The organism is Mesonia ostreae (genome assembly GCF_031845265.1).
Lineage (GTDB): Bacteria > Bacteroidota > Bacteroidia > Flavobacteriales > Flavobacteriaceae > Mesonia > Mesonia ostreae.
The window spans coordinates 303,154-328,825 of record NZ_JAVRBG010000001.1; the positions used below are offsets into that span (position 1 = coordinate 303,154).

The window sequence follows — 25,672 nt, forward strand, 5'->3', positions numbered from 1 at the left end:
TAAAGTAAAATTAAAGCATAAAACTTATCTTTGACAAAAAATTAAAGATGTCTAAGAAAGTTACACCCTATAAAGACTCCGAGCTTGGCAAAAAGAAGCAGGTTGAACAGATGTTCGACACGATTTCTGAAAATTATGATGGTCTTAACCGCGTCATCTCTTTTGGAATTGACACTTCTTGGAGAAAAAAGGTTATTGATTTTGTGATGAAAACCCAGCCTAAAACAGCTTTAGACATCGCAACAGGAACTGGGGATTTGGCCATTAGCTTAGCAGAAGCCGGCGTACCCAAGGTTGTTGGCTTAGATCTCTCTGACGGAATGCTGAGTGTAGGCCGAAAAAAAATAACAGAAAAAAAATTGGATAAGGTTATTGAAATGATTCAGGGAGACTCTGAAGCTTTGCCTTTTGAAACCGATTCTTTTGATGCTATTACGGTAGCGTTTGGAGTGCGAAATTTTGAAACCCTAGAAAACGGCTTAAAAGAAATCTTAAGAGTCTTGAAGCCAGGCGGTATTTTTGTTGTTTTAGAAACCTCTGTCCCTACCAAATTTCCTTTTAAACAAGGCTATCGATTTCATTGTAAATTCATCTTACCTACCATTGGGAAATTATTCTCTAAAGACAAAGTAGCTTATAAATACTTAAGCGATAGCGCCGCAGTTTTTCCTTTTGGAGAAAAGTTCAACAATATTTTATCAAAAGTTGGGTTTACACAAGTGAAACATCTCCCACAAACCATGGGAGTAGCAACGATTTATACGGCATCAAAATAAGTTTATGAAGAAAGTATTTTTTCTGTTTATCTTTTTTATGGCATTTCAAACTACAGAGGCTCAATGGCTTTTTAGTAAGGAAAAGATAAAAAACAAAGAGAATTTTGACAAACAACGCTGGTCTTGGGGTTACTTCTTAGGCTTTAATTCTTATGATTTTAAGTTTGACTATGAGCTCGGTGCTTCGGATGTTATTGTAGAAAAAAACATTGGTTTTAATGTTGGGCTTTTAGGAAACCTAAGAATTAATGAGTACATCGATTTGAGATTAGAACCAGGTGTAGTTTTTGCCAATAGAAACCTAACCTTTCCAGATATTCCCGAAGATAATTTTAGAGAAGTAAAATCTACCTATGTTCATATTCCGCTTTTGGTGAAATTTTCTACCAAACGATTAAACAACTTCAAACCCTTTGTGGTAGCTGGAGTTTCCACTTCTATCAACTTATCTAGCAACGAGAAAAATCCAGACGATAACAACGCTGGAGAGTTTAGGATGATTAACAGCACCAATTATTACGAAGTTGGTTTTGGGGTAGATTTCTACCTTCCTTACTTTAAATTTACCCCCTCTATACGTGGTGTTTTTGCCATGAGCGACGAACTAAAAAAGGATGATGATCCTAACAGTGCCTATACAGGAAACATTAACAGTATGCAATCTAGAGGAATCTTTATCAATTTTACTTTTCAATAAATTAGCCCCTCCTCCACTCGCTTAATAAAATAGCCGTTGCCGTTGCAACATTCAGACTTTCAGTGTGTTTATTCTTTCCGAATTGTGGAATACTCAGTTTTTGTTTTGCTAAGGTAGTCATGCTAGAAGAAATTCCGTTGGCTTCATTGCCTAAAATTAAAATTCCGCTTGACGGTAATGAAGTTTTATACACATTTTCTCCGTCCATAAAAGTTCCAAAAATGGGTAAATTGGTTTCTTTAAGCGTTTCATACAAATCCGCGTAAGCGATATGAACCCTTGTGAGTGATCCCATGCTTGCCTGCACCACTTTTTCATTATAGCAATCTACGGTATCTTTTGAGCACAACAATTGCTTTACCCCAAACCAATCACAAAGCCTAATGATGGTTCCTAAATTCCCAGGATCTCTTATTCCGTCTAAAGCAACTACAAGATTTTTAAGCGGTTTTTCTTCCGTTTCCGGAATTTTAAACAAAGCCAAAGCAGATTGTGAAGAATTCAGTTTCGTGATTTTTTTTAATTCTTGTGAAGTCACCATAGTCAACTTATCTTTTGCAACAAAGAACAAATCTACTTCGGTAAAAAGCATGTGCAATTCGTAGGAAGAGTTAAGAAGTTCTTTGATGACTTTAATTCCTTCAGCTACAAACAATCCATTTTTATTTCGGTATTTCTTTTGAGATAGACTGTTTATTAACTTTATTTGGCTTTTGCTAAGCATAAATTGACGTATTTTTGAATCTAAATTATTTTTTTTGAAAGCTGTACCTGCAAAAATAACATTCTTACTTCTGGTACTTTTTATTTGGGGTTGTAACCCAGTAAAACGAGTAAAAGACAATCAGCATTTACTAACCAAAAATAATATTTTAGTAAATGATGAGCGCATTTCTACGCGACAAATATACAACCAGTTGTACCAAGAGCCTAATGTAAAGCTTTTAGGATTTCCGTTAAGGTTGCATATTTATAACTTAGCAGATCCTACTCCAGACAGCAGCTTTACCCGTTGGTTAGACAAAAAAGAAAAAAGAAGAGCGCGTTTACAAAGTATTTATTCAGAAAAGCAAGTGAGAAGAATGCGCAGAGCATACATTTCATTTAATGATTTTTTGGAAGAAACGGGACAAGAACCTACTATTGTAAGCGAAGCTAAAAGCAAAAAATCTGCTAAACGATTAAAAGCTTGGTACTGGAATAATGGTTGGTTTAATGTAGAAACCGATTACAAGATTATTAAAAATGATCGTAAACGTGCAGAAGTAGAATACTATGTAAAACCGCATCAAGCGTATATCGTAGATTCAATTACTAAAAGAATTAAATCTCCCGTAGCCGATTCTCTTTACCGTCTAAAAGAAAAAGAAGCTACCGTAAAAGAAGGAAAGCAATTTAAAACTACCGATTTTGAGGAGGAACGCGAACGTATTACCTCCCAATTTAGAAATAGTGGTTTATTTCATTTTGAAAAAGAATACATCAGTTTTGATGCCGATACGCTAGACACCAATCGTAGAGCTAATATAGATCTTGTCATCGCCAATAGAGAAGTGACCCGTTTAGACTCTACCTACGCTGTACCTTATAAAGTGCATTACATTAGTAAAGTAAACATTTTCCCAGATTATAGTTATGAGAATAAAAATAAACCCATTATTGACTCCGTTAGTTACAGAGGTTATGATATTTATAGTTTTGAGAAATTAAAATACAAGCCTAAAGCAATTTCTAATGCCGTTTTTATTAAACAAGGAGAGGTGTATCGAGATTTAGATCGTTCCCGCACCTTTAAAAGAATGAATGAGCTGGGACAATTTAAGTATCCCAACATACAATACATTCCAGATCCAGAAGATTCTACAGGAACCAAGTTGATTAGCAATGTGTTTTTAACCCCCAGACCAAAGTTTGGAGTCACCTATAATTTTGATGTTTCTCGCAGTAATATTCAGGATTTTGGAATTGGGTTTGGAGGCTCACTACTCATTAGAAATGTTTTTAAAGGTGCAGAGAATTTAGAAATTTCGGGAAGAGGAAGTATTGGTTCTTCTAAAGACGCTGCCGAAAGTGAGGATCGCTTTTTTAATATTTCAGAAATTGGAGGAGATTTAAGCCTTACTTTTCCTAAAATTGCTTTTCCGTTTATCAATACTGAAAAAATTATTCCTAAATCTATGTCTCCATTTACCACGGCAAGTTTAGGAATGAGTTCGCAGCAAAACATTGGTTTAGATAAGCAAAACGTAACAAGCAAATATACGTATCGCTGGTATCCCAATAAAGAATTAACACATAGACTAAACCTTTTAGATTTGCAATATGTAAGAAATCTCAACACGGGAAACTACTTTAACGTATATAGAAATTCGTTTAGTTCTTTAAATGAAATTGCGCAAAATAACATCAATCAGCTTAATCCTGAATATTTTGAAGAAATCCCTGAAGGAGCAACTGGAATGCCAGATTTGATTATTCCAGAAGGAGTAAATGCTTTTATTAATGAAGTGAATGCAAGTAGCGTAATTCTTCCTGCGGAAGAGAGACGAGAAGCTAGAAATATTATTGAAAGAAAAGAGCGACTAACAGAGGACAACTTAATTCTTGCAACGAGCTTTAATTACATAAAAAATACCCGAGATAATATTTATGACGATGAGTTTACACAATTTAGGTTTAAATTGGAAGCTTCAGGAAATACGCTAGCTCTCGGTGCGAGTCTATTAAAGTTGAAGGAAAATAAGACGGGAAACTATAATTTATTCGGAGTTCAATTTTCTCAATACTTAAAGGGAGAAATCGATTTTATAAAACATTGGGATTTAGGAAATAAAAATATAATCGCTGTACGAGCTCTTGGCGGATTAGCCGTGCCTTATGGAAACTCTAACAGTATCCCTTTTGCCCGAAGCTTTTTTGCTGGTGGAGCCAACGATAACAGAGGATGGCAAGCCTATGATTTAGGCCCGGGAAGTACTGGCGGAGTTAATGAGTTTAACGAGGCCAATATGAAAATTACCTTTAACTTTGAGTTTCGGTTTAACCTCTTTGGATCTTTAAATAGTGCTTTATTTGTAGATGTGGGGAATATTTGGAATGCCTTAGACAACGTAAAAGATGAAGCGGCCCGGTTTAGCTCATTAAAAGATTTAGAAGAACTCTCGGTAAGTTCGGGGATAGGCTTACGTTACGATTTAGACTTTTTCGTCATTCGTTTTGATGTAGGTTTAAAAACGTACAATCCCGCTTTAGAGCAAAAAAAATGGCTTAGAGATTACAACTTTTCAAATGCCGTTTATAATGTTGGGATTAATTATCCTTTCTAAGCAGTTTTATTTTACTAATTTTGTCACCACAACTTATTAACGCATCTTACAATTATGAGTCACAATATAAAATCTGGAGTAGCCACAGGCAAAGAAGTTCAAGATATTTTTAACCATGCCAAAAAACACAGTTATGCTTTACCAGCAGTAAATGTAGTAGGTTCTAATACTGTGAATACCGTGATGGAAACGGCTGCCGAATTAAATGCACCTGTAATTATTCAGTTTTCTAATGGAGGTTCTGTCTTTAATGCAGGAAAAGGTTTATCTAACGAAAATCAACAAGCGGCAATTTTAGGAGGCGTTTCTGGAGCGAAACACGTTCACGAGCTTGCAAAAGCTTATGGCGCTACCGTGATATTACATACAGATCATTGTGCAAAAAAATTATTGCCTTGGATTGACGGACTTTTAGATGCAGGAGAAGAATTTTATAAGGTGCACGGAAAACCACTTTATAGTTCTCATATGATCGATTTAAGCGAAGAGCCAATTGAAGAGAATATAGAAATTTGTAAGAAGTATCTTGCTAGAATGAGCAAGATGGGAATGACTTTAGAAATTGAATTAGGAATTACAGGAGGAGAAGAAGATGGCGTAGATAATACCGATATAGATTCATCCAAATTGTACACTCAACCAGAAGAAGTGGCTTACGCTTATGAAGAGTTAAGTAAAGTAAGTGATCAATTTACAATTGCTGCCGCTTTTGGAAACGTACACGGAGTTTACAAACCAGGAAACGTAAAACTGACTCCTAAGATCCTAAAAAACTCTCAAGAATACATTACTAAAAAATATAAGGTAGAAGAAAATCATATTGATTTTGTATTTCACGGCGGAAGTGGTTCTTCTTTAGAAGAAATTAGAGAAGCGATTGGATATGGCGTGATTAAAATGAATATTGATACCGATTTGCAATATGCCTTTACGGAAGGAGTTCGCGATTATATTTTAGATAAGCAAGATTATGTGAAGTCTCAAATAGGAAACCCAGACGGAAGCGATCTTCCAAATAAAAAATATTACGACCCAAGAAAATGGTTAAGAGAAGGTGAAATCACTTTCAAAAACCGACTTAAAAAAGCATTTGAAGATTTAAATAACGTACACACGTTAAAGAAATAGTTTTAACTTTTATAAAACCTAATTTAGCAACCCTATGGCTTGGTTTAAAAGAACAAAAAAAGGAATCCAAACGGCAACTGAAGACAAGAAAGATGTGCCTAAGGGATTGTGGTATAAATCTCCTACGGGTAAGATTGTAGATGCAGAGCAATTAGAGAAGAATTTCTATGTAAGTCCAGAAGACGGCTATCATGTAAGAATTGGAAGTAATGAATACTTTCAAATTTTATTTGACGACAATAAATTCAAAGAATTAGATAAGAATTTAACGTCTAAAGATCCTCTAAAATTTGAAGATAAAAAGAAGTACCCAGACCGTATTAAAGAAGCGGAGGAAAAAACGAATCTTAAAGATGCTATTCGTATTGGAGTGGGAAAATCTAAAGGAAGAGATATCGTAATTGCGTGTATGGACTTTAGTTTCATTGGGGGTTCTATGGGATCTGTTGTAGGAGAAAAAATTGCTCGTGCAGCAGACCATTCTTTAAAAAACAACATTCCATTAATGATCATCTCCAAATCTGGAGGAGCAAGAATGCAAGAAGCAGTTTTGTCTTTAATGCAACTGGCAAAAACATCTGTAAAATTAGCGCAATTGTCTGAAGCTAAAATACCTTATATCTCTCTTTGTACAGACCCTACCACGGGAGGAACAACAGCATCATATGCAATGTTAGGAGACATCAATATTTCTGAACCTGGCGCATTGATCGGTTTTGCTGGTCCTCGTGTAGTAAGAGATACCACAGGAAAAGAGTTACCTGATGGTTTCCAAACCGCAGAATTCTTAAAAGAACACGGTTTCTTAGACTTTATCACTCCGCGAAAAGAATTAAAAGACAAAGTGAATTTATACTTAGACTTAATTCTAAATCAAGAAGTACGAGCATAAAAAAAGCGACCAAATGGTCGCTTTTTTTGTATTCATTTTATTTACTATTGTTATCTTTTAACTAATCGCTTTACACTTTCCCCCTTATCACTTCTCACTTTCACAAAATACACTCCAGCAGCCAAGCCAGCAATATTATAATTTTGCTGTGACTCAAAATTTGCTACTTCTTCTCCAGCTATAGAAAGCACGCTTACATTTTTAACCTCCTCTGAAATTGTTATTTGAAATGTATTTTCTACAGGGTTAGGGTATAAACTTACCATCACTTTTTTGGAGTCATCGATATCTAGATTACAATCATCTGAAAAGCTATAAAAACAACAAACTACCCAATTTGTATAATTACCCTGCCCAGCAACAGCTTGGCTAGGGTTAGTAACCTGAATACATAAATCTCCTGTTTCAGTTGGGTCTCTATATACAGAAATCTCTAAATTGGTTAAAGTTAAATCACTCCCCGTTAGATCTATAGAATTTAATGACCAATTGCCAGTAGATTCTATCATTTGTAAATTTGGATTATTATTAAGCAATAGTCTCCCAACAAATAAACTTATATCGTCTTTGTCTGCATCCATATATAATTCTTCTAAACTTATTAAGGCTGATAAATCTAGTGGAGTGGAATAATAATCTAAATAGGAATATGAAATATCTAAAATTTTTAAAGATTGAAAAGCTTCTATTCCTGTTAAATCAGTCAAATTTTTCCAACTCAAATCTAAATTTTCTATACTACTAATATCACTTGTTAATACCTGCCCGTTTATAGTTTGATCTGAATCTATTCCTAAATCAATTAAGGCTTGTTCAAAATTTTGATCGGGGATACTGGTGGTTTGTGCTGTAATTGCTAAACAAAGGAAAAAGCTTAAAATATTTATATATGTTTTCATGATCTATCGTTTAACAATTCGCTGAACTCTTTTCGCTTTAGCTGTTTGTATTTTTACAAAATACACTCCAGCAGCCAAGCCAGCAATATTATAATTTTGCTGTGACTCAAAATTTGCTACTTCTTCTCCAGCTATAGAAACCACGCTTACATTTTTAAGCTCTTCTGAAGTTTCTATTTGAAAACTGTTTTGTACAGGGTTGGGGTATAAATCAACTTCTATTTTATTTGCAATATCTGCTGCCAATGTACAAACTCCTTGGTCATAAAAACTAGGATTTACTCCATACAGCGTCCAACTATCATAAGGTGCAGTATTATTTGTAGCCGCGGTAGCGTAATCTACTTTCATACATAATGAAGAATTACTATAATGAATGACATTAATTATCATATCTGTAGTGTTGACATTATTAGCATTTTGTAAGTTAATTTCTCTTAATGTATCTAAAAACCCTGTTTGTACAAATTTAATATTAGGATTGGTACTTAGATCCAACACCTCTACTCCCATCGTAATTACATCATCTTGTAACTCGACTACCGTAAGGTTTTCTAAATTAATCAAACCAGTTAGGTCGATAGTTTTTAAGCCTTCAAAAGATCTAATTTCTACATCTATTAAATTAGAGTTTGCGGTTAGATCTATGACTAGATTTAAAGGAAAAACTGCAACTCCTCCTTCTTGGAGGATTAAGTATTCTAAATCTGTAAAAGCTTCTAATCCTGTTAGATTGCTAACACCTTTTAAATCAAGTAAATTAACAGTAGCTATATCATTAGTTAACACTTGCCCATTAATTACCCCATCACTATCAATTCCCTCATTAATAAGATGTTGCTCAAAATTAGTATCGGGGATACTGGTGGTTTGTGCTGTAATCGCTAAACAAAGGAAAAAGCATATCAAGTTTAGTAAAAGTTTCATCATATCGGTTTTGGTTGATATTATAAACTTAAAACAATTAAATAATATTTATTTAAAATTTGTTAATTTTTTGAAAAGAAGACAACGAATACAGTTATCTGTCTTCATTCCCGAAATGAGATTTTTCACCTTAAGTCGCCCAACTGTGACTCAAAGCAGACTTAAGTCGAAAATTTTAACAAAAGCATCTCGACTTCCTACCCGTTTCGCTTAGACGGGAACGCTAGAATGACTTTTTTCCAGCTGACGCTCGTTGTTACATTAGTATTATTATTTAATTCTGCGGACCACTACACGCGTATGCAAAAAAAAGCCTCTAAAATACAATTTTAAAGGCTTTTACTATTAGAAATTTTAAGACTTCTTATTTAGTCTTATCATCTTTATGATCGTCTTTCACTTCCTCATCGCGATACTTACAACAGTCATGAATACCAGCATAAGCTTTATCTGTTGCTTTGGTACTGGCTAAGTCGTGTCCCGCCTCAAGAATATTTCCTTTAATAGCGTTTAGATTCGTTTTATGCTCGTTGTAAATCAAATCAAGCTGATGCGTATTTACATCCCAATTGGCACTTTTTACTCCTTTGGTTTTTATACACGCTGTTTCAATACGATCTTTACACATCGTACAAACTCCGTCTACATCAAAAGAAGCTTTGGCATTTCTATTTTGTGCAAACATGACTGTAGTCATTAAAAACATGGCTATTCCTAGTACTTTTTTCATCATTTTATTTTTTATTAATTATTATTTAATGCTATATCTGCGTTACTCTTAATTGATTATTTCTTTTTAAAGATATACAAAAAAAAATTTACTACTACACACCCCCTGCTCGAATGAATTCGTTCATGCGGGCTAACCCCTTTTTTTACAGGGAAAAATCTTGACTATAATTTAATTCTATAACTGCGTGGGCTTTTAATCGTTTATTGTGTTTTTTATATACAAGTGAAAAATGCGTCTCGACTCCGCTCGAGGTGACCATTTTTATTTAATTCTAAATCTTAAACCTGCATAATACATACTACCAAAAACAGGGCCGTACACAAAAGTAGTATCAAAGTTTGAGCCAAATGGATTTTCAGCATCCATAATAGGGTTACTTTGTCTTACATTGGTGATATTCTCTCCTCCTACATAAATTTCAAATTTTGGAGAAAACACTTTCGTTATTTGTGCATTAATGGTAGATACTGTGGGAGAATATTCTGGTAACTGAAAAGCTTCTGGATTGCTTTGCGTAGAAGGAAAGCGTTGTTTTCCCAACCAGTTGTACGTCACATCAAACTTCCACTTGCTATTATTTTTAATGGGAGTTTCATAAGAAAGATTGGTGAAAAAGCGATGTTGTGCCGTTAATGGCTTTATTTTTTCACCCGATTGATATTTGGTTTTTACATCATAATATTTATAAGCCAAACGCGTATCTAAGCCTTCCAGAATGTTATAATTTACTTCGGTTTGGAAGCTATTGGCATAACTATCATTCTCTAAATTATAAAAACTAACCTGATTCGGGTTTTCCCAGTCTACCACCACTTGGTTCTGAAAATCGGTTCTGTAAAAATCGAAAGTAACGTCTGCTTTTCGGCTAAATAAATTAAATCCTTGCAGGTAAGAAACGCCATAGTTCCACGCAATTTCTGGTTCTAAACCATAGATTTCTCCTTCCGCGGAAGCGATCACATTTATATTTCTAGAGGTAGCAAATAGATTCTGGTTTTCAGCAAAAATATTGGCTAAACGCTTTCCACGTCCAACAGAAGCTCTAAACGCAGATTTCTCCCAAGGAGTATACCGTGCGTGAACCCGTGGCGTCACAAATACCCCTAGCCTATTATGCTGATCTACGCGCATACCTGCCGTAAAATTTAGATCTTCTAGATTATCAAAATTATATTCAAAGAACGCTCCAACCGAGTTATCTACACGCTCAAAAGAAGAAGTTTCTACCAATTCTTCATACTTATCATAAGTAATACTAATTCCCGTTTTAATTTTATGTCGAGAATCTCCAATAATGCTGTTATACATTAGGTTAGAATAAATGCTGTTGTGTTCTATATTATAAGTTCGCAAGCCAAAATAAGAATCCTGTTGATGGTTACTTGCCGCAAATTGAAGTCCGGCACTTCGCCAAGGAAGATCTGGATCTACATAACCCAATTTTCCAGAAAATTCATACCGCTGCGTATCAATTTCACTTCCCCAAGCATTGGTGGTTAACTTATCTGTATCTGGATCAAAATTTACTTCTCCCGTTTGTTTATGATCATCTAAGAAACGAACGTCAAAAAAGCCTACAAACCCACTTTCAGTGTCGGTATATTGCCATCTATTCATTACATTTATTTGATGATACTTAGGCATGTCCAGAAAATTATCGTGATTTACATCGTGTTCTTTTTGATGCGAATTCCCGTGAAGATAAATTCCTGTACTCCACTTATCGCTTACTTTGGTATTGTAATGTGTATTCAATTCTAAGCGCTCGCTACTTGCACCATACACATTCAGAAAAAATTGATCGTCTTTGGTTGGTTTTTGCAGCTCGGCATTAATTTGTCCTGCGATACTTTCATAACCATTCACCACGCTTCCCGCACCTTTGGTAATTTGAATGCTCTCCACCCAAGTTCCCGGAGTAAATGTGAGTCCGTAGGCTTGAGAAGCACCGCGAACGTTAGGAATATTTTCCATCGCGATAAGAATATACGGACTTGTGAGTCCCAACATCTTAATTTGCTTGGTTCCCGAAATGGCATCGGCAAAATTCACATCGATGGAGGGATTGGTTTCAAAACTTTCAGACAAGTTACAACAGGCCGCTTTTAGCAATTCGTCGCTACTTACATTGATCACATTTTTAGCTTCAATATAAGATCTAGAAGTGGCTCTTTTTCTAGAAACCACTTTCACCTCATCTAAATTACTTTTGGGCGCTAGCGAAACTTTAATTTTCTTTTTAGGATTAGTTACCACAATGGTATCGGCTTTAAACCCAATATAACTAATGATTAATTGCTGGTATTCTTTTGTATACGGAATAGAAAATTTTCCATCAAAATCGGTTACCGTTCCAACTTCTGTGTTTAACCAATATACATTTGCACCCAATAACGGAGTCTTAGCGTTGCCTGAACCTTCATCATAGATAATGCCTTCTACTTTCTCTTGTGAGAACATGCTTAACGGAAATATAAAGAGAAAAAACAGATAGAGTAATTTTTTCATTTTTTAAGAGGATATATATAAGTCAGCAAGAATATTTTTTCAAGTAACTTAAACTGATTTTTTAATTAAAATTGATAAGAATAAAGTTTTGTATCTCCTTTATTTCGCTTCCGCGGAAATTAATCCGTGTGCAATTTATAACATACCATTGCGAGAGCGGATGCAAAGGAAATCTCTTAGAGTTCTAAATTAAAAAAACTTGCTGCTGAAGCTGGATATCCGTCAGCATTTTGGGAGAAGAATAATATTGGTGTGGAATACAATTTTTAGGTAGATATTCTAATAAATCTGAATAGGGATTTTCCTGTATTATCCAAAAAATCTGTTGAGGATAGATAAGCTTCTCAAAATTCTTCAGAATTAATTGATCCTGACCTTTAAAAAATTTAGACGTATCCTTACAGCAAGAAGGAGACTTTATTTCTGATTTCTCCAAAGGTGTAGAAATTACCAATTCACAACACGAATTTACTTCCGTAAAGATAGTAGTATCTACAAGAGCGTCACCGCAAAAATGCTTCTTCACCGTAAAGGAAGTGGTAGAAAGCAGAATAAGCACTGCTACTACAGAAGATAAAATTCTATGTAAAATATTAATTTTCACGATGCAAAAGTAATCTTTTTTTAAGAATATGTAAAACCATATTTTTTTTAGATAATGCGTTGTAAAACTAAAGCTGGCTTCAATCACAGCACTTAATTAGTAATTGATTAGAATCAACAAGTTAAGCACTAAAAATACTTGTTTTAAAATAGGATATTTATTTTTTAGCCTTATATTTGCCGCTTGATAGAAAAACTATCTGTACATAATAATCATTGAAATAATATTGGAATGTATTTAACAAAGGAAGAAAAGCAAGATTTATTTGCAAAACACGGTAAAGGAAAAAACGATACCGGTTCAACAGAGGGACAAATTGCACTATTTACTAAAAGAATAGCGTATATTTCTGATCACTTAAAGACAAATAAAAAAGATTACAACTCTGAGCGTTCATTAGTAATGCTGGTAGGTAAAAGAAGAAGTTTACTAGATTATTTAATGAAGAAAGATATTGTAAGATATCGTGAAATCGTTAAAGAATTAGGATTAAGAAAATAATTTTCAAGGGGCTTTATGCCCCTTTTTTTATATTGAACTCGTATAAACTTTTTTCATTGACTAAAAAATTGCTCTTTTACGCTACAAAGCGAAAAGTATAGATGAGTTTACTGTTTTTTCCTGGTAAAACAGGTTTTTCTAGAGAAAAAGAAAAAACTACATTATTAGTTTTTCATTGGTCATATCATTGCACTACACACCACACACAACCCAGACCGTCATGGTAAGGCGGAGACCAATTGTTAACTTAGAATAAAAAAATTATGATTCCACAAGTTTTTAAAGAGGTCATCGATTTAGGAGATGGAAGAGAAATCTCAATCGAGACCGGAAAATTAGCTAAACAAGCACACGGTTCTGTGGTTGTTCAATCAGGAAAATGTATGTTGCTTTGTACCGTAGTTTCTAACTACGAACAAAAAGACTTACCATTCTTACCCTTAACGGTAGATTACCGTGAAAAATTTGCAGCAGCAGGACGTTACCCAGGAGGTTTCTTTAAAAGAGAAGCTAGACCAAGTGACGGGGAAGTTTTAACGATGCGTTTAGTGGATCGTGTACTACGTCCATTATTCCCAAAAGATTATACTGCTGAAACTCAGGTGATGATTCAGTTAATGTCTCATGACGACGATGTGATGCCAGAAGCAATGGCAGGTTTGGCTGCTTCCGCAGCAATTCAATTGTCTGATTTACCATTTGAATGTGCTATTTCTGAAGCAAGAGTAGGACGTGTAAATGGAGAGTTTGTGATTAACCCTACGAGAGCCCAGTTAGAAGAGTCTGACATCGATATGATGATTGGAGCTTCTGCAGATTCTGTGATGATGGTAGAAGGTGAAATGGAAGAGATTTCTGAAGAAGAAATGATTGAAGCCATTAAGTTTGCACACGAAGCTATTAAACTTCAAATTGAAGCACAACATCGTTTGGCTGATGCTTTTGGCAGAAAAGAAGTACGTGAGTATGAAGGTGCTGTTGAAAATGAAGAGCTAGCCAAGCAAGTTCACGATATGGCTTACGATAAAGTCTATGCCGTTGCAAAAGCAGGTTCTTCTAAACAAGAGCGTACAGCTGCATTCGCCACTATTAAAGAGGAAGTAAAAGCATCTTTCTCTGAAGAAGAATTAGAGGAGCATGGCGGTTTAGTTTCAGAATATTATCGTAAAGCAGAAAAAGCTGCAGTTCGTGATCTTACGGTTAATGAAGGATTACGCCTTGACGGTCGTAAGACAAATGAGGTACGTGACATCTGGTGTGAGATAGATTATTTACCATCTGTACACGGGTCTGCTATTTTTACACGTGGTGAAACACAAGCATTAGCTACGGTAACTTTAGGAACTTCTAGAGACGCAAATAAAATAGATATGCCATCTTACGAAGGAGAAGAGAATTTCTACCTTCACTATAACTTCCCTCCTTTTTGTACGGGTGAAGCAAGACCTATTCGTGGAACTTCTCGTAGAGAAGTAGGTCACGGTAATCTTGCACAACGTGGTCTTAAAGGAATGATTCCAGACGATTGTCCTTATACAGTACGTGTAGTTTCTGAAGTGTTAGAATCTAACGGTTCTTCTTCTATGGCAACGGTTTGTGCTGGTACTATGGCTATGATGGACGCCGGGATTAAAATGATAAAACCAGTTTCTGGAATTGCCATGGGATTAATTTCTGATGCAGATTCAGGAAAATACGCTGTCTTATCTGATATCTTAGGAGATGAAGATCACTTAGGAGATATGGACTTTAAAGTAACTGGAACAGCAGACGGAATTACCGCTTGCCAGATGGATATTAAAGTAAAAGGATTGCGTTACGAAGTTCTTGTAGCTGCATTAAAACAAGCAAGAGACGGAAGATTACATATTCTTGAAAAGCTAACCGATACGATTGCAGTACCACGCGAAGATGTGAAACCACATTCTCCCAAAATGGTAACGCGAAGAATTCCTAATGAATTTATTGGAGCAATTATTGGACCTGGAGGAAAAGTAATTCAAGAACTTCAAAAAGAAACAGGCACGACGATTGTAATTAACGAAGATCCTGTAACCGAAGAAGGAATTATCGAAATCTTAGGAACAGATCAAGAAGGAATTGATAAAGTTCTTGCTAAAATTGACTCCGTAACCTTTAAACCAGTAAAAGGAAGCGTTTACGAAGTTAAAGTGATTAAAGTTTTAGATTTTGGAGTCGTAGTAGAATACCTAGATGCTCCAGGAAATGAAGTTTTATTGCACATTTCTGAATTGGCTTGGGAACGCACCACTAACGTAACCGATGTATTAAATATGGGAGACGTTTTAGATGTGAAATATTTTGGAGTAGATCCAAAAACGAGAAAAGAAAAAGTTTCTAGAAAAGCGCTTTTACCAAGACCTCCAAGAGAAGAGAAAAAAGATTCTTCTAATTCAAAGAAAGAAGATTAAGAAATAAAATCTCTAAATAAAATAGCCTTAGAAAACTCTAAGGCTATTTTTTTTTAAGATAGTATTAACTGACATGCTTTCACTTTTCCGACTACATGGCAGAGAGCAAAATGTTAATAAATTTTTAGTAATAGAAAAATAGATATCTATAAGCTTAAAATTATGCAAAATGTAAGCTTCATAGCATGAATTATTAGTATTTTGATAAAAGTGAGAAATTTTAAAAAATAATGCTGTCTTCCGTATGCATATTGCAACTCATAGGACAAACAAAAAATTAACTATAAATCAATCATATGAAATTATTAGTAATAGGAGCAGGAAATATGGGATTAACCTATTCAGAAGGAATGGCAAAATCTCCACTATTAAGCAGTAAAAAACTTAAAATATATGATACTGATCCTAGCAAAATTGCAAGCTTAAGAGAAACTGGCACTTTTGATGTTTACGAAAAATTAGAAGACTGCCTTCCTACAGCAGACTTGGTTTTTGTCGCAGTAAAACCTTACCACTGTGACTCCCTTTTTGAAGAGATGAAACCGATGATTAATGATAGTCAGATTTTTGTTTCCTTAATGGCTGGAGTAACTATTGGAAGTATTCAAGATAGTTTAGGCGTAAAGAAAGTAGTGAGAACGATGCCTAATTTACCGGCGCAGGTAGGAAAAGGAGTTACTTCGTATACAGAATCTAAGGAGGTATCTCGTATAGAACTTCTTATGATTAGAAATTTATTAGATACTACGGGAGCTTCTATTCACGTAGAAACAGAAAAATTTATTGATGCTTCTACAGGAATATCTGGAAGCGGACCTGCTTATGTGTTTTATTTTATGCAATCTATGTTAGATGCAGCCAAGAAAATGGGCTTCTCTGACTATGATTCTAAGGTACTAGTAAGCACCACCTTTGAGGGAGCTGTAGAGTTATTTAATCGATCAGATATTTCGCCGCAATCTTGGATGGATCGTGTAGCCTCAAAAGGAGGAACTACGAGAGCTGCCTTAGATTCTATGGCAGATAATAATGTAAACGAATTAATTAAAGATGCTGCATACGCTGCTTTTGATAGAGCAGTAGAATTAGGAGAAGCAGATAAATAAAAATAAACAAGAAATTATGAGTAAGAAAAGAGTTGTAGTAAAAGTTGGAACTAATGTAATGACCAACAAAGACAACCGAATTCTAGGACCTATATTAAAAGAGCTCGTAAGACAGATTTCTGTGCTTTACGAGGAAGATATTATGGTAGTTTTGGTGTCTTCTGGATCTGCTATTGCAGGAAGAGAGGTTTTGGGAATATGCGATATTGAAGATCCTTCTTCTAGAAGACAAGTTTATTCTGCGGTAGGACAACCTAGAATGATGAGACATTATTATAGTATTTTTCATGATTATGGGATGCGATGTGCGCAAGTTCTAGCAACCAAAAGAGATTTTGATCCGGGAGCTTATAGAGAAAATATGATTAATTGTTATGAAGGATTATTGTCTCAAGGCGTAATTCCTATCGCTAATGAAGATGATGCGGTTTCCTTAACTATGTCTATGTTTTCTGATAATGACGAGCTAGCGAGCCTTGTGGCCGAACTTGTAAATGCCGATAAACTGATTATCTTAAGCGATACAGACGGGCTCTACACGGGCCACCCTGATGATGATCAATCGGAAAAATTGGAACAAGTTAAAACCGATGATAATGTAGAAAAATACGTGCAAGCTTCAGAAAAAGGAGAAGGTGAAGGTCGAGGCGGAATGGAAAGCAAATTAAAAATTGCCAAACATACTGCGTCCAAAGGCATTCCTACGTATATCGCAAACGGAAAACGTCCCAATGTAATTGTAGATATCGTAGCAGGAAAAGATGTAGGAACAGAGTTTATTAATTCTGAAGAATAATAACTATAGATGCAGAACGAAAGAAATTTATAATTAAAAAAAATAAAGAATGGAACTTTTAAATTCAGATAAAAAAAATAACGTATTACAGTCGATGATTACTATTATCGACGCTAAAAGAAAGGAGATCATTGCCGAAAATAAAAAAGATCTAGACGCTTTTAAAAGAGACGATCAAGCGCTTTACGATAGATTGGTCGTAAATGAAGCGAAAGTAGATGACATGATTAAGGCAATAACTGAGGTGAAAGATCAAGAAGATCCTGTAGGCAAAACTATCTCTGATCGTACCCTGGAAAGCGGACTAAACATTCAGAATAAAACGGCTCCTTTTGGAACTATTATGATCATTTACGAATCTAGACCTGATGTTACGATTGAAGCTGCGGTACTAGCCTTTAAAGCCAACAATAAGATTTTATTAAAAGGTGGAAAAGAAGCGTATCACAGTAATGTAATATTAGAAAAATGCTGGCATGAAGCATTGGCGGAAAATGATTTAGACAAAACTTGGATTCGCTTGATGCATATCAATAGAGAAGAAACACAAGAATTCTTAAGAAATCCTACAGAGCCATTAGATCTAATCGTTCCGCGTGGAGGAGAAAGACTGATACAGTTTGTAAAAGAACATGCTAAATGTGCAGTATTGATTAGTGGTAGAGGAAACAACTTTCTATATGTTTCTAAAACAGCGGATTGGGCAAAATCTATTAGCGTAATTCTTAATGCTAAAACCGAAAAGATTTCGGGTTGTAATGCTTTAGATAAAGTACTTATAGATAAAAATATTCCAGAGTATGAAGCTAAAGTAAAAGAATTGGCTTCCGTATTAGAAGATGCTAAAGTTGAGATTATTGTTGATAAAGGCATCAAATCTGTTTTAAGCGATAAAGAAGAAATTTCAGGAAAAGACGTTTGGCATGAAGAGTTTTTAGCTTTAAAAATTCTTTTAGCTGAAGTGGACGGATTAGATCAAGTGATTGAAATGATCAACGAATATTCTGGCGGACACTCTGCTTCTATTATGACTACAGATAAAACCGAAGCTGAGAAATTTATGGAACAAGTAGATAGTGCTGCCGTATATCATAATGCATCTACGCGTTTTACAGATGGAGGACAGATGGGTGTTGGAGCAGAACTTGCCATTAGTACAGACAAGCTTCACCACAGAGGACCATTGGGACTCAAACAATTAGTGACCAACAAATATTATGTGTTTGGTGACGGCCACGTAAGAGTATAAAAAAATAGAATTTATTTCTTAAAACATCCTGCTTTTCAAGCAGGATGTTTTTTGCTTTATAGTCAACTAGAAACCAACGCATTACTAAATAGTTACTTTTTTTTGTAACATTATTTCAAAAGCACTCGTATAAGAAAGTATAACCCATATTTTAATTATCAGGAAGATTCTATGAGACAACTCAAAATCACCAAACAGGTTACCAATAGGGAAACCGCCTCTTTAGACAAATACTTACAAGAAATTGGTAAAGTAGATTTAATTACCGCAGAAGAAGAAGTAGAGTTAGCACAACGCATTAGAGCTGGTGACGACAAGGCTTTAGAGAAATTAACCAACGCCAATCTTAGGTTTGTGGTTTCTGTTTCTAAGCAATACCAAAATCAAGGTTTAACATTACCCGATTTAATCAACGAAGGAAATTTAGGTCTTATTAAAGCGGCAAAAAGATTTGATGAAACTAGAGGTTTTAAATTTATCTCTTACGCCGTTTGGTGGATTCGTCAATCTATTTTACAAGCTTTAGCAGAGCAGTCTAGAATTGTGAGACTTCCGCTAAACAAAATTGGATCTATCAACAAGATCAACAAAACCTTTGCTTTTCTAGAGCAGTCTAACGAAAGACCTCCAAGTCCCGAAGAGATTGCCAAAGAGTTAGATATGACGATTAATGAAGTAAAAGAATCTTTAAAAAACTCTGGGCGTCACATCTCGATGGATGCACCTTTAATTGAAGGAGAAAACTCTAACTTATACGATGTATTACGGTCTGGCGAATCGCCAAATCCAGATAGAGAGTTGTTACACGATTCGCTTAAAATAGAGATTGAAAGAGCCTTAGAAACTGTAACTCCTAGAGAAGCAGATGTTGTACGTCTTTATTTTGGTTTAGGCGATCAACAACCTATGACCCTAGAAGAAATAGGAGAAACTTTTGAGCTTACTAGAGAACGCGTAAGACAAATTAAAGAGAAAGCAATTAGAAGATTAAAGCATACCACTAGAAGCAAAATTTTAAAAACATACTTAGGCTAATATTTTAGTATATTTGCCATGAACAAACAGTAATATAACTGTTCGTTTGATTGATGAATGAACCCCGGAGTGATGACCGGGGTTTTTATATTTCTATAGTTCATCTTCTCCATAAAGTAAATCAATAAATTCTGGTTGCTCTACATTTCCAAAATAATCTTCAACATTTATAGTTTCTAAAGCTTGGGTGATTTCCGCTAGATCATAACGTTTCCCTTCAAGAATTTCTTCTATATTTTCTACAGGTTCTTTTCCAAAAAAATCACCATAAATCTTAAGACTTTTAATGGTTCCTTTTTCTACAAAGATGCGAACATCTATTTCCCCCACCGCAAAACGTTTGGTTCTATGAATATTAAATTTTGGAGATTTCCCATAATTCCAATCCCATTGATCATATTTTTCGGCTTTTAACTTCTTTACGCCATCCCATTCCTTTTCCGTAAGGTGATAGGTTGTAAAATTCTCTTGGTCGCGATATACCTCCTCTATAATTTTTTTTCTGAAAGATTTAATGTCGATAGGTTCTGGTAAAAACTCAGTAATATTAGCTACCCTACTGCGAACCGACTTATGCCCTTTCGACTGAATTTTACTCATCTTTACATTTAGTGTGTTCTGCACTTCACTTAAATCACAGTCAAAAAGCAAGGTCCCATGACTAAGCATTCTTTTTACACTAGAAAATTGAGCGTTCCCAGATATTTTTTTATCACCAACTAAAATATCATTTCTCCCTTTTAGCTCTGCTTCTACGCCCATCGCATTTAAGGCATTCACTACAGGTCGTGTAAAATTTCTAAAATTATTGAGTTTGGTATTATCATAATCGGTGATAAAACTAAAGTTGAGATTTCCCAAATCGTGATAAACCGCTCCTCCTCCAGAAATTCTTCTCACTACATGAACTCCGTTTTCTTCGGTATAAGATTGGTTGATTTCTTCTAGGGTATTTTGATTTCTTCCAATAATAATAGAAGGCTCGTTAATATAAAACAGCAGGTAATCATCGCCGCGATCAAAATTTCTTAAAATGTACTCTTCTAATGCTAAGTTAAGATGCGGATCGTTAACGCCCTCATTTTCAATAAAAATCATAGTATTAAAGTATTTAGATTTCCGTTTCCACGGAATTAAAAATTTGATAAAAAACTTAATCTCTACATCACTTTTTGTGAGAGTAAAGCATCAAGAATAACCATTGCAGTAAAATAGTGAAAAGCAAACTTTTAAAAAAGAAAAAACGATTATTTAGGTTTTCGTTAAATTGAAATCAAGACTCAGTTTAATTCTTTATTTTTGCAACTCAACACAACAAGACTTTTTATGAAAAATAATAAATTGATTGCGCCTTCTATTCTTGCGGCAGATTTTGCTAATCTTCAGCGGGATATTGAAATGATCAATTCTAGTGAAGCAGACTATTTTCATATAGATATTATGGATGGTGTTTTTGTTCCTAACATTAGTTTTGGTATGCCCGTTTTAAAAGCAATCACCAAGCACGCCAAAAAGACCATAGACGTTCATTTAATGATTGTAGATCCAGATCGTTTTATAGATACATTCGCTGCCCTAGGTGCCAATATTCTTAGCGTACATTATGAAGCCTGTACCCATTTACATAGAACTTTACAAGCCATTAAAGCAGCCGGTATGAAAGCTGGTGTTGCGATTAATCCGCATACCAATGTAGCGCTTTTAGAAGATGTGATTCATGATATAGATTTGGTGTGTATGATGAGTGTTAATCCTGGGTTTGGAGGGCAAAGTTTTATAGAAAATACGTATAAAAAAATTGCTCAATTAAAAGAAATCATCTTTAACAATAATGCTTCTACTTTAATTGAAATAGATGGCGGAGTAACCGATCAAAATGCAGAAAAATTAGTAAAAGCAGGAGCAGATGTTTTGGTTGCAGGAAGTTTCGTGTTTAAATCAGACGATCCAAAAAGCACCATTAAGAAACTCAAGGAAATCACGAACAAATAACTAAAAATCAATTTTTTGGGAAGCTTCTATTTCCTTATCGGAAATATTTCGTTTTCAACTCCAACCTATTAAAACGCTATTTGTCTTGAATACAACTTTAGATATCCTCATTATTGGCGCGGGTCCCATTGGGATTGCTTGTGGCTTAGAAGCTAAAAAGAAAAATCTTAATTACCTCATCCTAGAAAAAGGACCTTTGGTAAATTCTCTTTACAACTACCCTACCAATATGACTTTTTTTTCTACTTCAGAAAAATTGGAAATTGATAGCATTCCATTTATCAGCAATAATCCTAAACCTAACAAAAGAGAGGCTTTAGAATATTACAGACGTATTGCTATGTCTAATGAACTTAAGATAAAACTATTTGAAAAAGTAGAAAGCGTTAAGAAGCAAGAAGATGCTTATCAAGTCAATTCTTCTAAAGCTACTTACTCCACAAAAAATATTATTGTTGCCACAGGCTTTTACGATATTCCTAATCCCTTAAATGTTTCTGGTGAAAACTTAGTAAAAGTTAGCCATTACTACGACGATCCGCACTATTATGCGGGACAAGATGTTGCGGTGATTGGCGCAAGTAATTCTTCGGTAGATGCTGCCTTAGAAGTATATCGCAAAGGCGGAAATGTTTCTATGATTATTCGTGGTAAATCTATTGGCGAGCGGGTAAAATATTGGGTGAGGCCAGATATTATTAACCGTATTGAAGAAGGTAGTATTAGTGTCTATTATGAATCGCAGCTGAAAGAAATCCGTGACAACGAAATAGAAATAAACACTCCTAATGGCATTAAAACCCTTAAAAACGACTTTGTGTTGGCACTTACGGGCTACCAACCCAACTTTGCTTTTTTAGAATCTATGGGGATTAGACTCGGTGATACAGAGAAAAAAATCCCGACCTACAATCCGCAAACTATGGAAACCAACCAAAAAGGAATTTACCTAGCAGGCGTGATTTGTGGCGGACTAGAAACACACAAATGGTTTATCGAGAATTCTAGAATCCACGCTAAAATCATTATGGAGAACATCAAAAGTTAATCAATTTCAATTACCTTTAAAAAAATAAATTTATGGATATTAATCTGGCTGTTTTAATTGATGGCGACAACATCACTTCTGCTTACGTTAAAGAAATGATGGAAGAGATTGCCAAGTACGGTAATCCTACTATTAAGCGTATTTATGGAGATTGGACGCAACCTCACTTAAATAAATGGAAGAAAGTTCTACTTGAAAATGCCATTAACCCTATTCAACAATATGGGTATACGCAAGGGAAAAATGCTACAGATTCTGCTATGATTATCGATGCGATGGACATTCTTTATGGAGATCGCATAGACGGTTTCTGCTTGGTTTCTAGCGACAGTGATTTTACGCGATTGGCCACCAGACTGCGAGAAGCGGGGAAACACGTGATTGGAATTGGAGAAAAGAAAACTCCAGAACCTTTTATCGTAGCCTGCGATAGATTTATTTATATCGAAATCTTAAAAAATAAATCTAAGCAAGCGAACGTCTCTAAAGATTCTAAAGAAAAAAATACCAAGAATGATGTCGATAAAATCACGCCCAAGGTTATAGAGCTCATCGCTTCCACCATTGCAGATGTAACCGATGAAGACGGTTGGGCATTTTTGGGCGATGTGGGAAGTTTATTGCAAAAAAAGCAGCCTAATTTTGATAGTCGTAACTACGGTTTTCACAAGTTAACGCCAATGATTAATTCTATCGACCAATTTGAGATTGAATCACGAGATAATCAAAAAGGTAGGCTTAAATTGATTTACGTAAGAAATAAAGAGTAGTATTTGGATGCTCCCCACCTTTCATGTGGGTCGGGCTATTCGTTATATCTTTTTTCTATTCTTTCTCAAGAATAGAAAAAAGGATGCCACTGCTATCCCTAGCACAAAAAAAACGTTAGATGTTTCTTAATAAGTTTCTATTGGCGTTGATGTTGCCTAACTTGAATAAAAATAAAATTTATGAAACTTACATAAGAACAAGCACAGAAAGCAGTAGAAGCAGGAGTTAAAAAATCTAAAGACCTCGACCTTAAAATGAATGTAGCGGTAGTAGATGCAGGAGCAAATTTAATGGCTTTTGGAAGAATGGAAGGCGCTTGGTTAGGATCTGTAGATATTGCTATTAAAAAAGCAAAAACAGCTCGTTATTTTGATATGGAAAGCGGAGAAATAGGAAAACTTTCGCAACCAGGACAACCTTTATTTAATATAGAACACTCCAATAATGGACTTATTACTTTCCCAGGAGGTGTTCTTATTGAAGATAAAAATGGGGAGATTATTGGAGCTATTGGCATATCTGGAAGCTCGGTTGAAAATGACCATAAAGTAGCGAGTGCAGCGAAGAAAAGCATTAGCTAAGTAATAATCTACAAGAAGAATTTTAAAAAGACAGTTTGAAAAAACTGTCTTTTTTGTACCAAAAATTAATGTTGAGCACGTTTAATATGTATTCTCAGCTCAAGAATTAAGGTCTCGATAAATCCCCTCTAATAAAAGGGGAGGATTTTATGAGGAAGATATTCCGAAAAAAATTAGGGGTGTGTACAAGCATTATTTTAAAAAAGAATTGAAAATTTCACTTCACTTATCTCCGCTTCTTCTTAGGAAAAATTTACAATTCCAATCTAATTTTGACACGGAGCATAGAAAAAAAAGTTGCTTTTTCAATTTATACTGACGCGATTGGTTTGCATCCTCATTTGGAGACGGAAACTATGAGCAATCTGCTTGCCCAGACAGTAAACCCATCTTGTCACTTCGAGTAATTAGTTTGAAGTGCTAACGAAAAACGAATTGTATCGAGAAGTCTCGTGTTTCAGAATATCAGAAGAGGTAAAATTGGGAATAGTTCTCGATACACTATTTTTTCTTCTCTGCAATACGAAAAAACAGAACTCGAACAGACAGTAAACCCATCTTGTCACTTCGAGTAATTAGTTTGAAGTGCTAACGAAAAACGAATTGTATCGAGAAATATCATGTTTCAGACTATAAAAATAGGTGTCCAAGATTATTAAATCCAACGTTCACTCTAAACTATAAAATAGTTTCACACTAATACCCAGCAAAATGATAGTTAAGCATCTCCTTAATTTTCTTATAAAACTCGGGAAAGTTCTGTTTAAAAACCTGCGGAGATTCGATAAAAGACTCCACCAGAACTGCTAAAAACTCGACTCTATTGGTAAAAGCATACTCCCGAAAATATCTGGAGTTAATTAACTTATTTCTAAGATCGTCCTGTTTTAATAAATTTTCTAATTCTTTATTGGCATCGCTAAAAATAACCGCACTAATATTCTTATGGTTATGCGTGTTGATTTGAATCACGTGCATAAATTCATGAATAGCCAAATTCACATTATCTTTATGGGTATCAAAACCCACTAAAAAGTCTTTCCAAGAAAAAACCAAAGCTCTTAAATGCGGATTAAATTCCCCTTTATGCTGCACTTTGTTGATGGTAGAGAAATAAACATCGGGATAAATGATGATTTTCTGTAACCTATTCAGTAGAAAATTACGCATCCCAAAGGTCAGCATCACCGCAGTGGCACCAATGTATAGCTTTACCTCCTCGGTGATTTCAAAATCATCTCTGCCTTCAAAACTTTTATGAGCGATAAAAGTGATAAGCCTATGCTGAAAAAAACTTTGTTGTTTAGGAGAGAGTCGAGTGTAAAAAACAAATTTTTGTTTTAGAAACTTTTGATGTTGCGGAGAAAGCTTCTTCAATCTAACATAAAAATGCGTGTAGAGTGGTTTTTTATAAAAATAACTATAAAGATGTTCAATCAAAGAAATAGATTTCACCAAAATAATCGCTACTAAAGCAATTATTAAAATTGCCAGGCAAATCATTATAAAAATAGGACTGGTTTCTTCTTCGACCAATAAAATATTTTTTAGTCGTGCCTGACTAAGATTTTAGACCGCTCCGCTTTTAGAAAATAGAAGTAAGATTTAATTTCAATTCTTTAGCAAACAATAGTTTAATATTAAACTCTAGAGTTACCCAGTGTAAAAAAT

The 25,672-nt window shown here is 34.9% G+C and carries 22 protein-coding genes and 2 pseudogenes; 15 read left to right on the forward strand and 9 right to left on the reverse strand.

Features of this window, described 5'->3' with window-relative positions; translation table 11 throughout:
- Positions 1 to 47: 47 nt before the first annotated feature.
- Positions 48 to 776: a bifunctional demethylmenaquinone methyltransferase/2-methoxy-6-polyprenyl-1,4-benzoquinol methylase UbiE gene (gene ubiE / locus RLT85_RS01510; RefSeq protein WP_311400275.1), complete on the forward strand. Its 729-nt coding sequence runs from the start codon at positions 48 to 50 to the stop codon at positions 774 to 776.
- A 4-nt stretch (positions 777 to 780) separates the two neighbouring features.
- Positions 781 to 1,473, forward strand: coding sequence for a type IX secretion/gliding motility protein PorT/SprT (gene porT, locus RLT85_RS01515; RefSeq protein WP_311400276.1), 693 nt, complete (start codon positions 781 to 783; stop codon positions 1,471 to 1,473).
- A 1-nt stretch (position 1,474) separates the two neighbouring features.
- Here the strand turns inward: porT and RLT85_RS01520 are convergent, their stop codons facing one another.
- The gene (locus RLT85_RS01520) at positions 1,475 to 2,197 is read right to left on the reverse strand and encodes a TrmH family RNA methyltransferase (protein ID WP_311400277.1); all 723 of its coding nucleotides are present in this window, start codon (positions 2,195 to 2,197) and stop codon (positions 1,475 to 1,477) included.
- A 34-nt stretch (positions 2,198 to 2,231) separates the two neighbouring features.
- Here RLT85_RS01520 and tamL point away from each other — a divergent pair, with 34 nt between their 5' ends.
- The 3 genes from tamL to accD are packed head-to-tail and all read left to right on the forward strand — an operon-like array spanning position 2,232 to position 6,819.
- A complete protein-coding gene (tamL, locus tag RLT85_RS01525) occupies positions 2,232 to 4,799 on the forward strand; it encodes a translocation and assembly module lipoprotein TamL (protein ID WP_311400278.1) in 2,568 nt (855 codons plus the stop codon).
- 54 nt (positions 4,800 to 4,853) lie between these two features.
- Positions 4,854 to 5,927, forward strand: coding sequence for a class II fructose-bisphosphate aldolase (gene fbaA / locus RLT85_RS01530; protein ID WP_311400279.1), 1,074 nt, complete (start codon positions 4,854 to 4,856; stop codon positions 5,925 to 5,927).
- Positions 5,928 to 5,961: 34 nt separating this feature from the next.
- A complete protein-coding gene (gene accD, locus RLT85_RS01535; RefSeq protein ID WP_311400280.1) occupies positions 5,962 to 6,819 on the forward strand; it encodes an acetyl-CoA carboxylase, carboxyltransferase subunit beta in 858 nt (285 codons plus the stop codon).
- Positions 6,820 to 6,869: 50 nt separating this feature from the next.
- Here accD and RLT85_RS01540 read toward each other — a convergent pair whose 3' ends face one another.
- The 5 genes from RLT85_RS01540 to RLT85_RS01560 form a co-directional block, all read right to left on the reverse strand.
- Positions 6,870 to 7,718 carry a T9SS type A sorting domain-containing protein gene (locus RLT85_RS01540; RefSeq protein WP_311400281.1) on the reverse strand — a complete coding sequence of 283 codons (849 nt, stop codon included), beginning with the start codon at positions 7,716 to 7,718 and terminating at the stop codon, positions 6,870 to 6,872.
- A 3-nt stretch (positions 7,719 to 7,721) separates the two neighbouring features.
- Positions 7,722 to 8,645 (reverse strand): T9SS type A sorting domain-containing protein, encoded by a 924-nt coding sequence (locus tag RLT85_RS01545; protein WP_311400282.1) that lies wholly within the window; start codon positions 8,643 to 8,645, stop codon positions 7,722 to 7,724.
- A gap of 364 nt (positions 8,646 to 9,009) precedes the next feature.
- Entirely contained in the window at positions 9,010 to 9,375 is a 366-nt protein-coding gene (locus RLT85_RS01550; RefSeq protein ID WP_311400283.1) for a heavy-metal-associated domain-containing protein, read from the reverse strand.
- Between the two features lie 264 nt (positions 9,376 to 9,639).
- Entirely contained in the window at positions 9,640 to 11,886 is a 2,247-nt protein-coding gene (locus RLT85_RS01555) for a TonB-dependent receptor plug domain-containing protein (protein WP_311400284.1), read from the reverse strand.
- A 184-nt stretch (positions 11,887 to 12,070) separates the two neighbouring features.
- Positions 12,071 to 12,490 (reverse strand): HYC_CC_PP family protein, encoded by a 420-nt coding sequence (locus RLT85_RS01560; protein WP_311400285.1) that lies wholly within the window; start codon positions 12,488 to 12,490, stop codon positions 12,071 to 12,073.
- A 231-nt stretch (positions 12,491 to 12,721) separates the two neighbouring features.
- On the opposite strand from RLT85_RS01560, the gene rpsO reads away from it, so the two are divergent.
- The 6 genes from rpsO (at position 12,722) to RLT85_RS01590 (ending at position 19,609) form a co-directional block, all read left to right on the forward strand.
- Positions 12,722 to 12,991 carry a 30S ribosomal protein S15 gene (gene rpsO / locus RLT85_RS01565; RefSeq protein WP_308864389.1) on the forward strand — a complete coding sequence of 90 codons (270 nt, stop codon included), beginning with the start codon at positions 12,722 to 12,724 and terminating at the stop codon, positions 12,989 to 12,991.
- A gap of 263 nt (positions 12,992 to 13,254) precedes the next feature.
- Positions 13,255 to 15,423 carry a polyribonucleotide nucleotidyltransferase gene (locus RLT85_RS01570; RefSeq protein WP_311400286.1) on the forward strand — a complete coding sequence of 723 codons (2,169 nt, stop codon included), beginning with the start codon at positions 13,255 to 13,257 and terminating at the stop codon, positions 15,421 to 15,423.
- Positions 15,424 to 15,719: 296 nt separating this feature from the next.
- Positions 15,720 to 16,529: a pyrroline-5-carboxylate reductase gene (gene proC / locus RLT85_RS01575; protein WP_311400287.1), complete on the forward strand. Its 810-nt coding sequence runs from the start codon at positions 15,720 to 15,722 to the stop codon at positions 16,527 to 16,529.
- A gap of 16 nt (positions 16,530 to 16,545) precedes the next feature.
- Positions 16,546 to 17,325 (forward strand): glutamate 5-kinase, encoded by a 780-nt coding sequence (proB, locus tag RLT85_RS01580; RefSeq protein WP_311400288.1) that lies wholly within the window; start codon positions 16,546 to 16,548, stop codon positions 17,323 to 17,325.
- A 49-nt stretch (positions 17,326 to 17,374) separates the two neighbouring features.
- Positions 17,375 to 18,574 (forward strand): glutamate-5-semialdehyde dehydrogenase, encoded by a 1,200-nt coding sequence (locus RLT85_RS01585; protein WP_311400289.1) that lies wholly within the window; start codon positions 17,375 to 17,377, stop codon positions 18,572 to 18,574.
- 171 nt (positions 18,575 to 18,745) lie between these two features.
- Entirely contained in the window at positions 18,746 to 19,609 is an 864-nt protein-coding gene (locus RLT85_RS01590; protein ID WP_308864401.1) for a sigma-70 family RNA polymerase sigma factor, read from the forward strand.
- A 93-nt stretch (positions 19,610 to 19,702) separates the two neighbouring features.
- On the opposite strand, the gene lplA is transcribed toward RLT85_RS01590, so the two are convergent.
- Complete coding sequence (gene lplA / locus RLT85_RS01595) at positions 19,703 to 20,707, reverse strand: lipoate--protein ligase (protein WP_311400290.1); 1,005 nt, start codon at positions 20,705 to 20,707, stop codon at positions 19,703 to 19,705.
- A gap of 228 nt (positions 20,708 to 20,935) precedes the next feature.
- Between lplA and rpe the strand changes: the two genes are divergently transcribed.
- The 3 genes from rpe (at position 20,936) to RLT85_RS01610 (ending at position 23,419) form a co-directional block, all read left to right on the forward strand.
- Positions 20,936 to 21,601, forward strand: coding sequence for a ribulose-phosphate 3-epimerase (rpe, locus tag RLT85_RS01600; protein ID WP_311400291.1), 666 nt, complete (start codon positions 20,936 to 20,938; stop codon positions 21,599 to 21,601).
- An 85-nt stretch (positions 21,602 to 21,686) separates the two neighbouring features.
- The gene (locus RLT85_RS01605) at positions 21,687 to 22,649 is read left to right on the forward strand and encodes a YpdA family putative bacillithiol disulfide reductase (protein WP_311400292.1); all 963 of its coding nucleotides are present in this window, start codon (positions 21,687 to 21,689) and stop codon (positions 22,647 to 22,649) included.
- 32 nt (positions 22,650 to 22,681) lie between these two features.
- The gene (locus tag RLT85_RS01610; protein WP_311400293.1) at positions 22,682 to 23,419 is read left to right on the forward strand and encodes an NYN domain-containing protein; all 738 of its coding nucleotides are present in this window, start codon (positions 22,682 to 22,684) and stop codon (positions 23,417 to 23,419) included.
- A 42-nt stretch (positions 23,420 to 23,461) separates the two neighbouring features.
- On the opposite strand, the pseudogene RLT85_RS15055 reads toward RLT85_RS01610, so the two are convergent.
- Positions 23,462 to 23,533 (reverse strand): annotated as a pseudogene (locus RLT85_RS15055) (hypothetical protein); the annotation flags it as partial.
- Positions 23,534 to 23,626: 93 nt separating this feature from the next.
- Here RLT85_RS15055 and RLT85_RS01615 point away from each other — a divergent pair.
- Positions 23,627 to 24,001, forward strand: a pseudogene (locus tag RLT85_RS01615) (GlcG/HbpS family heme-binding protein); the annotation flags it as partial.
- Positions 24,002 to 24,697: 696 nt separating this feature from the next.
- Here RLT85_RS01615 and RLT85_RS01620 read toward each other — a convergent pair.
- Positions 24,698 to 25,537, reverse strand: a complete 840-nt coding sequence (locus RLT85_RS01620; protein WP_311400294.1) for a zinc-dependent peptidase — start codon at positions 25,535 to 25,537, stop codon at positions 24,698 to 24,700.
- Positions 25,538 to 25,672 lie beyond the last annotated feature (135 nt).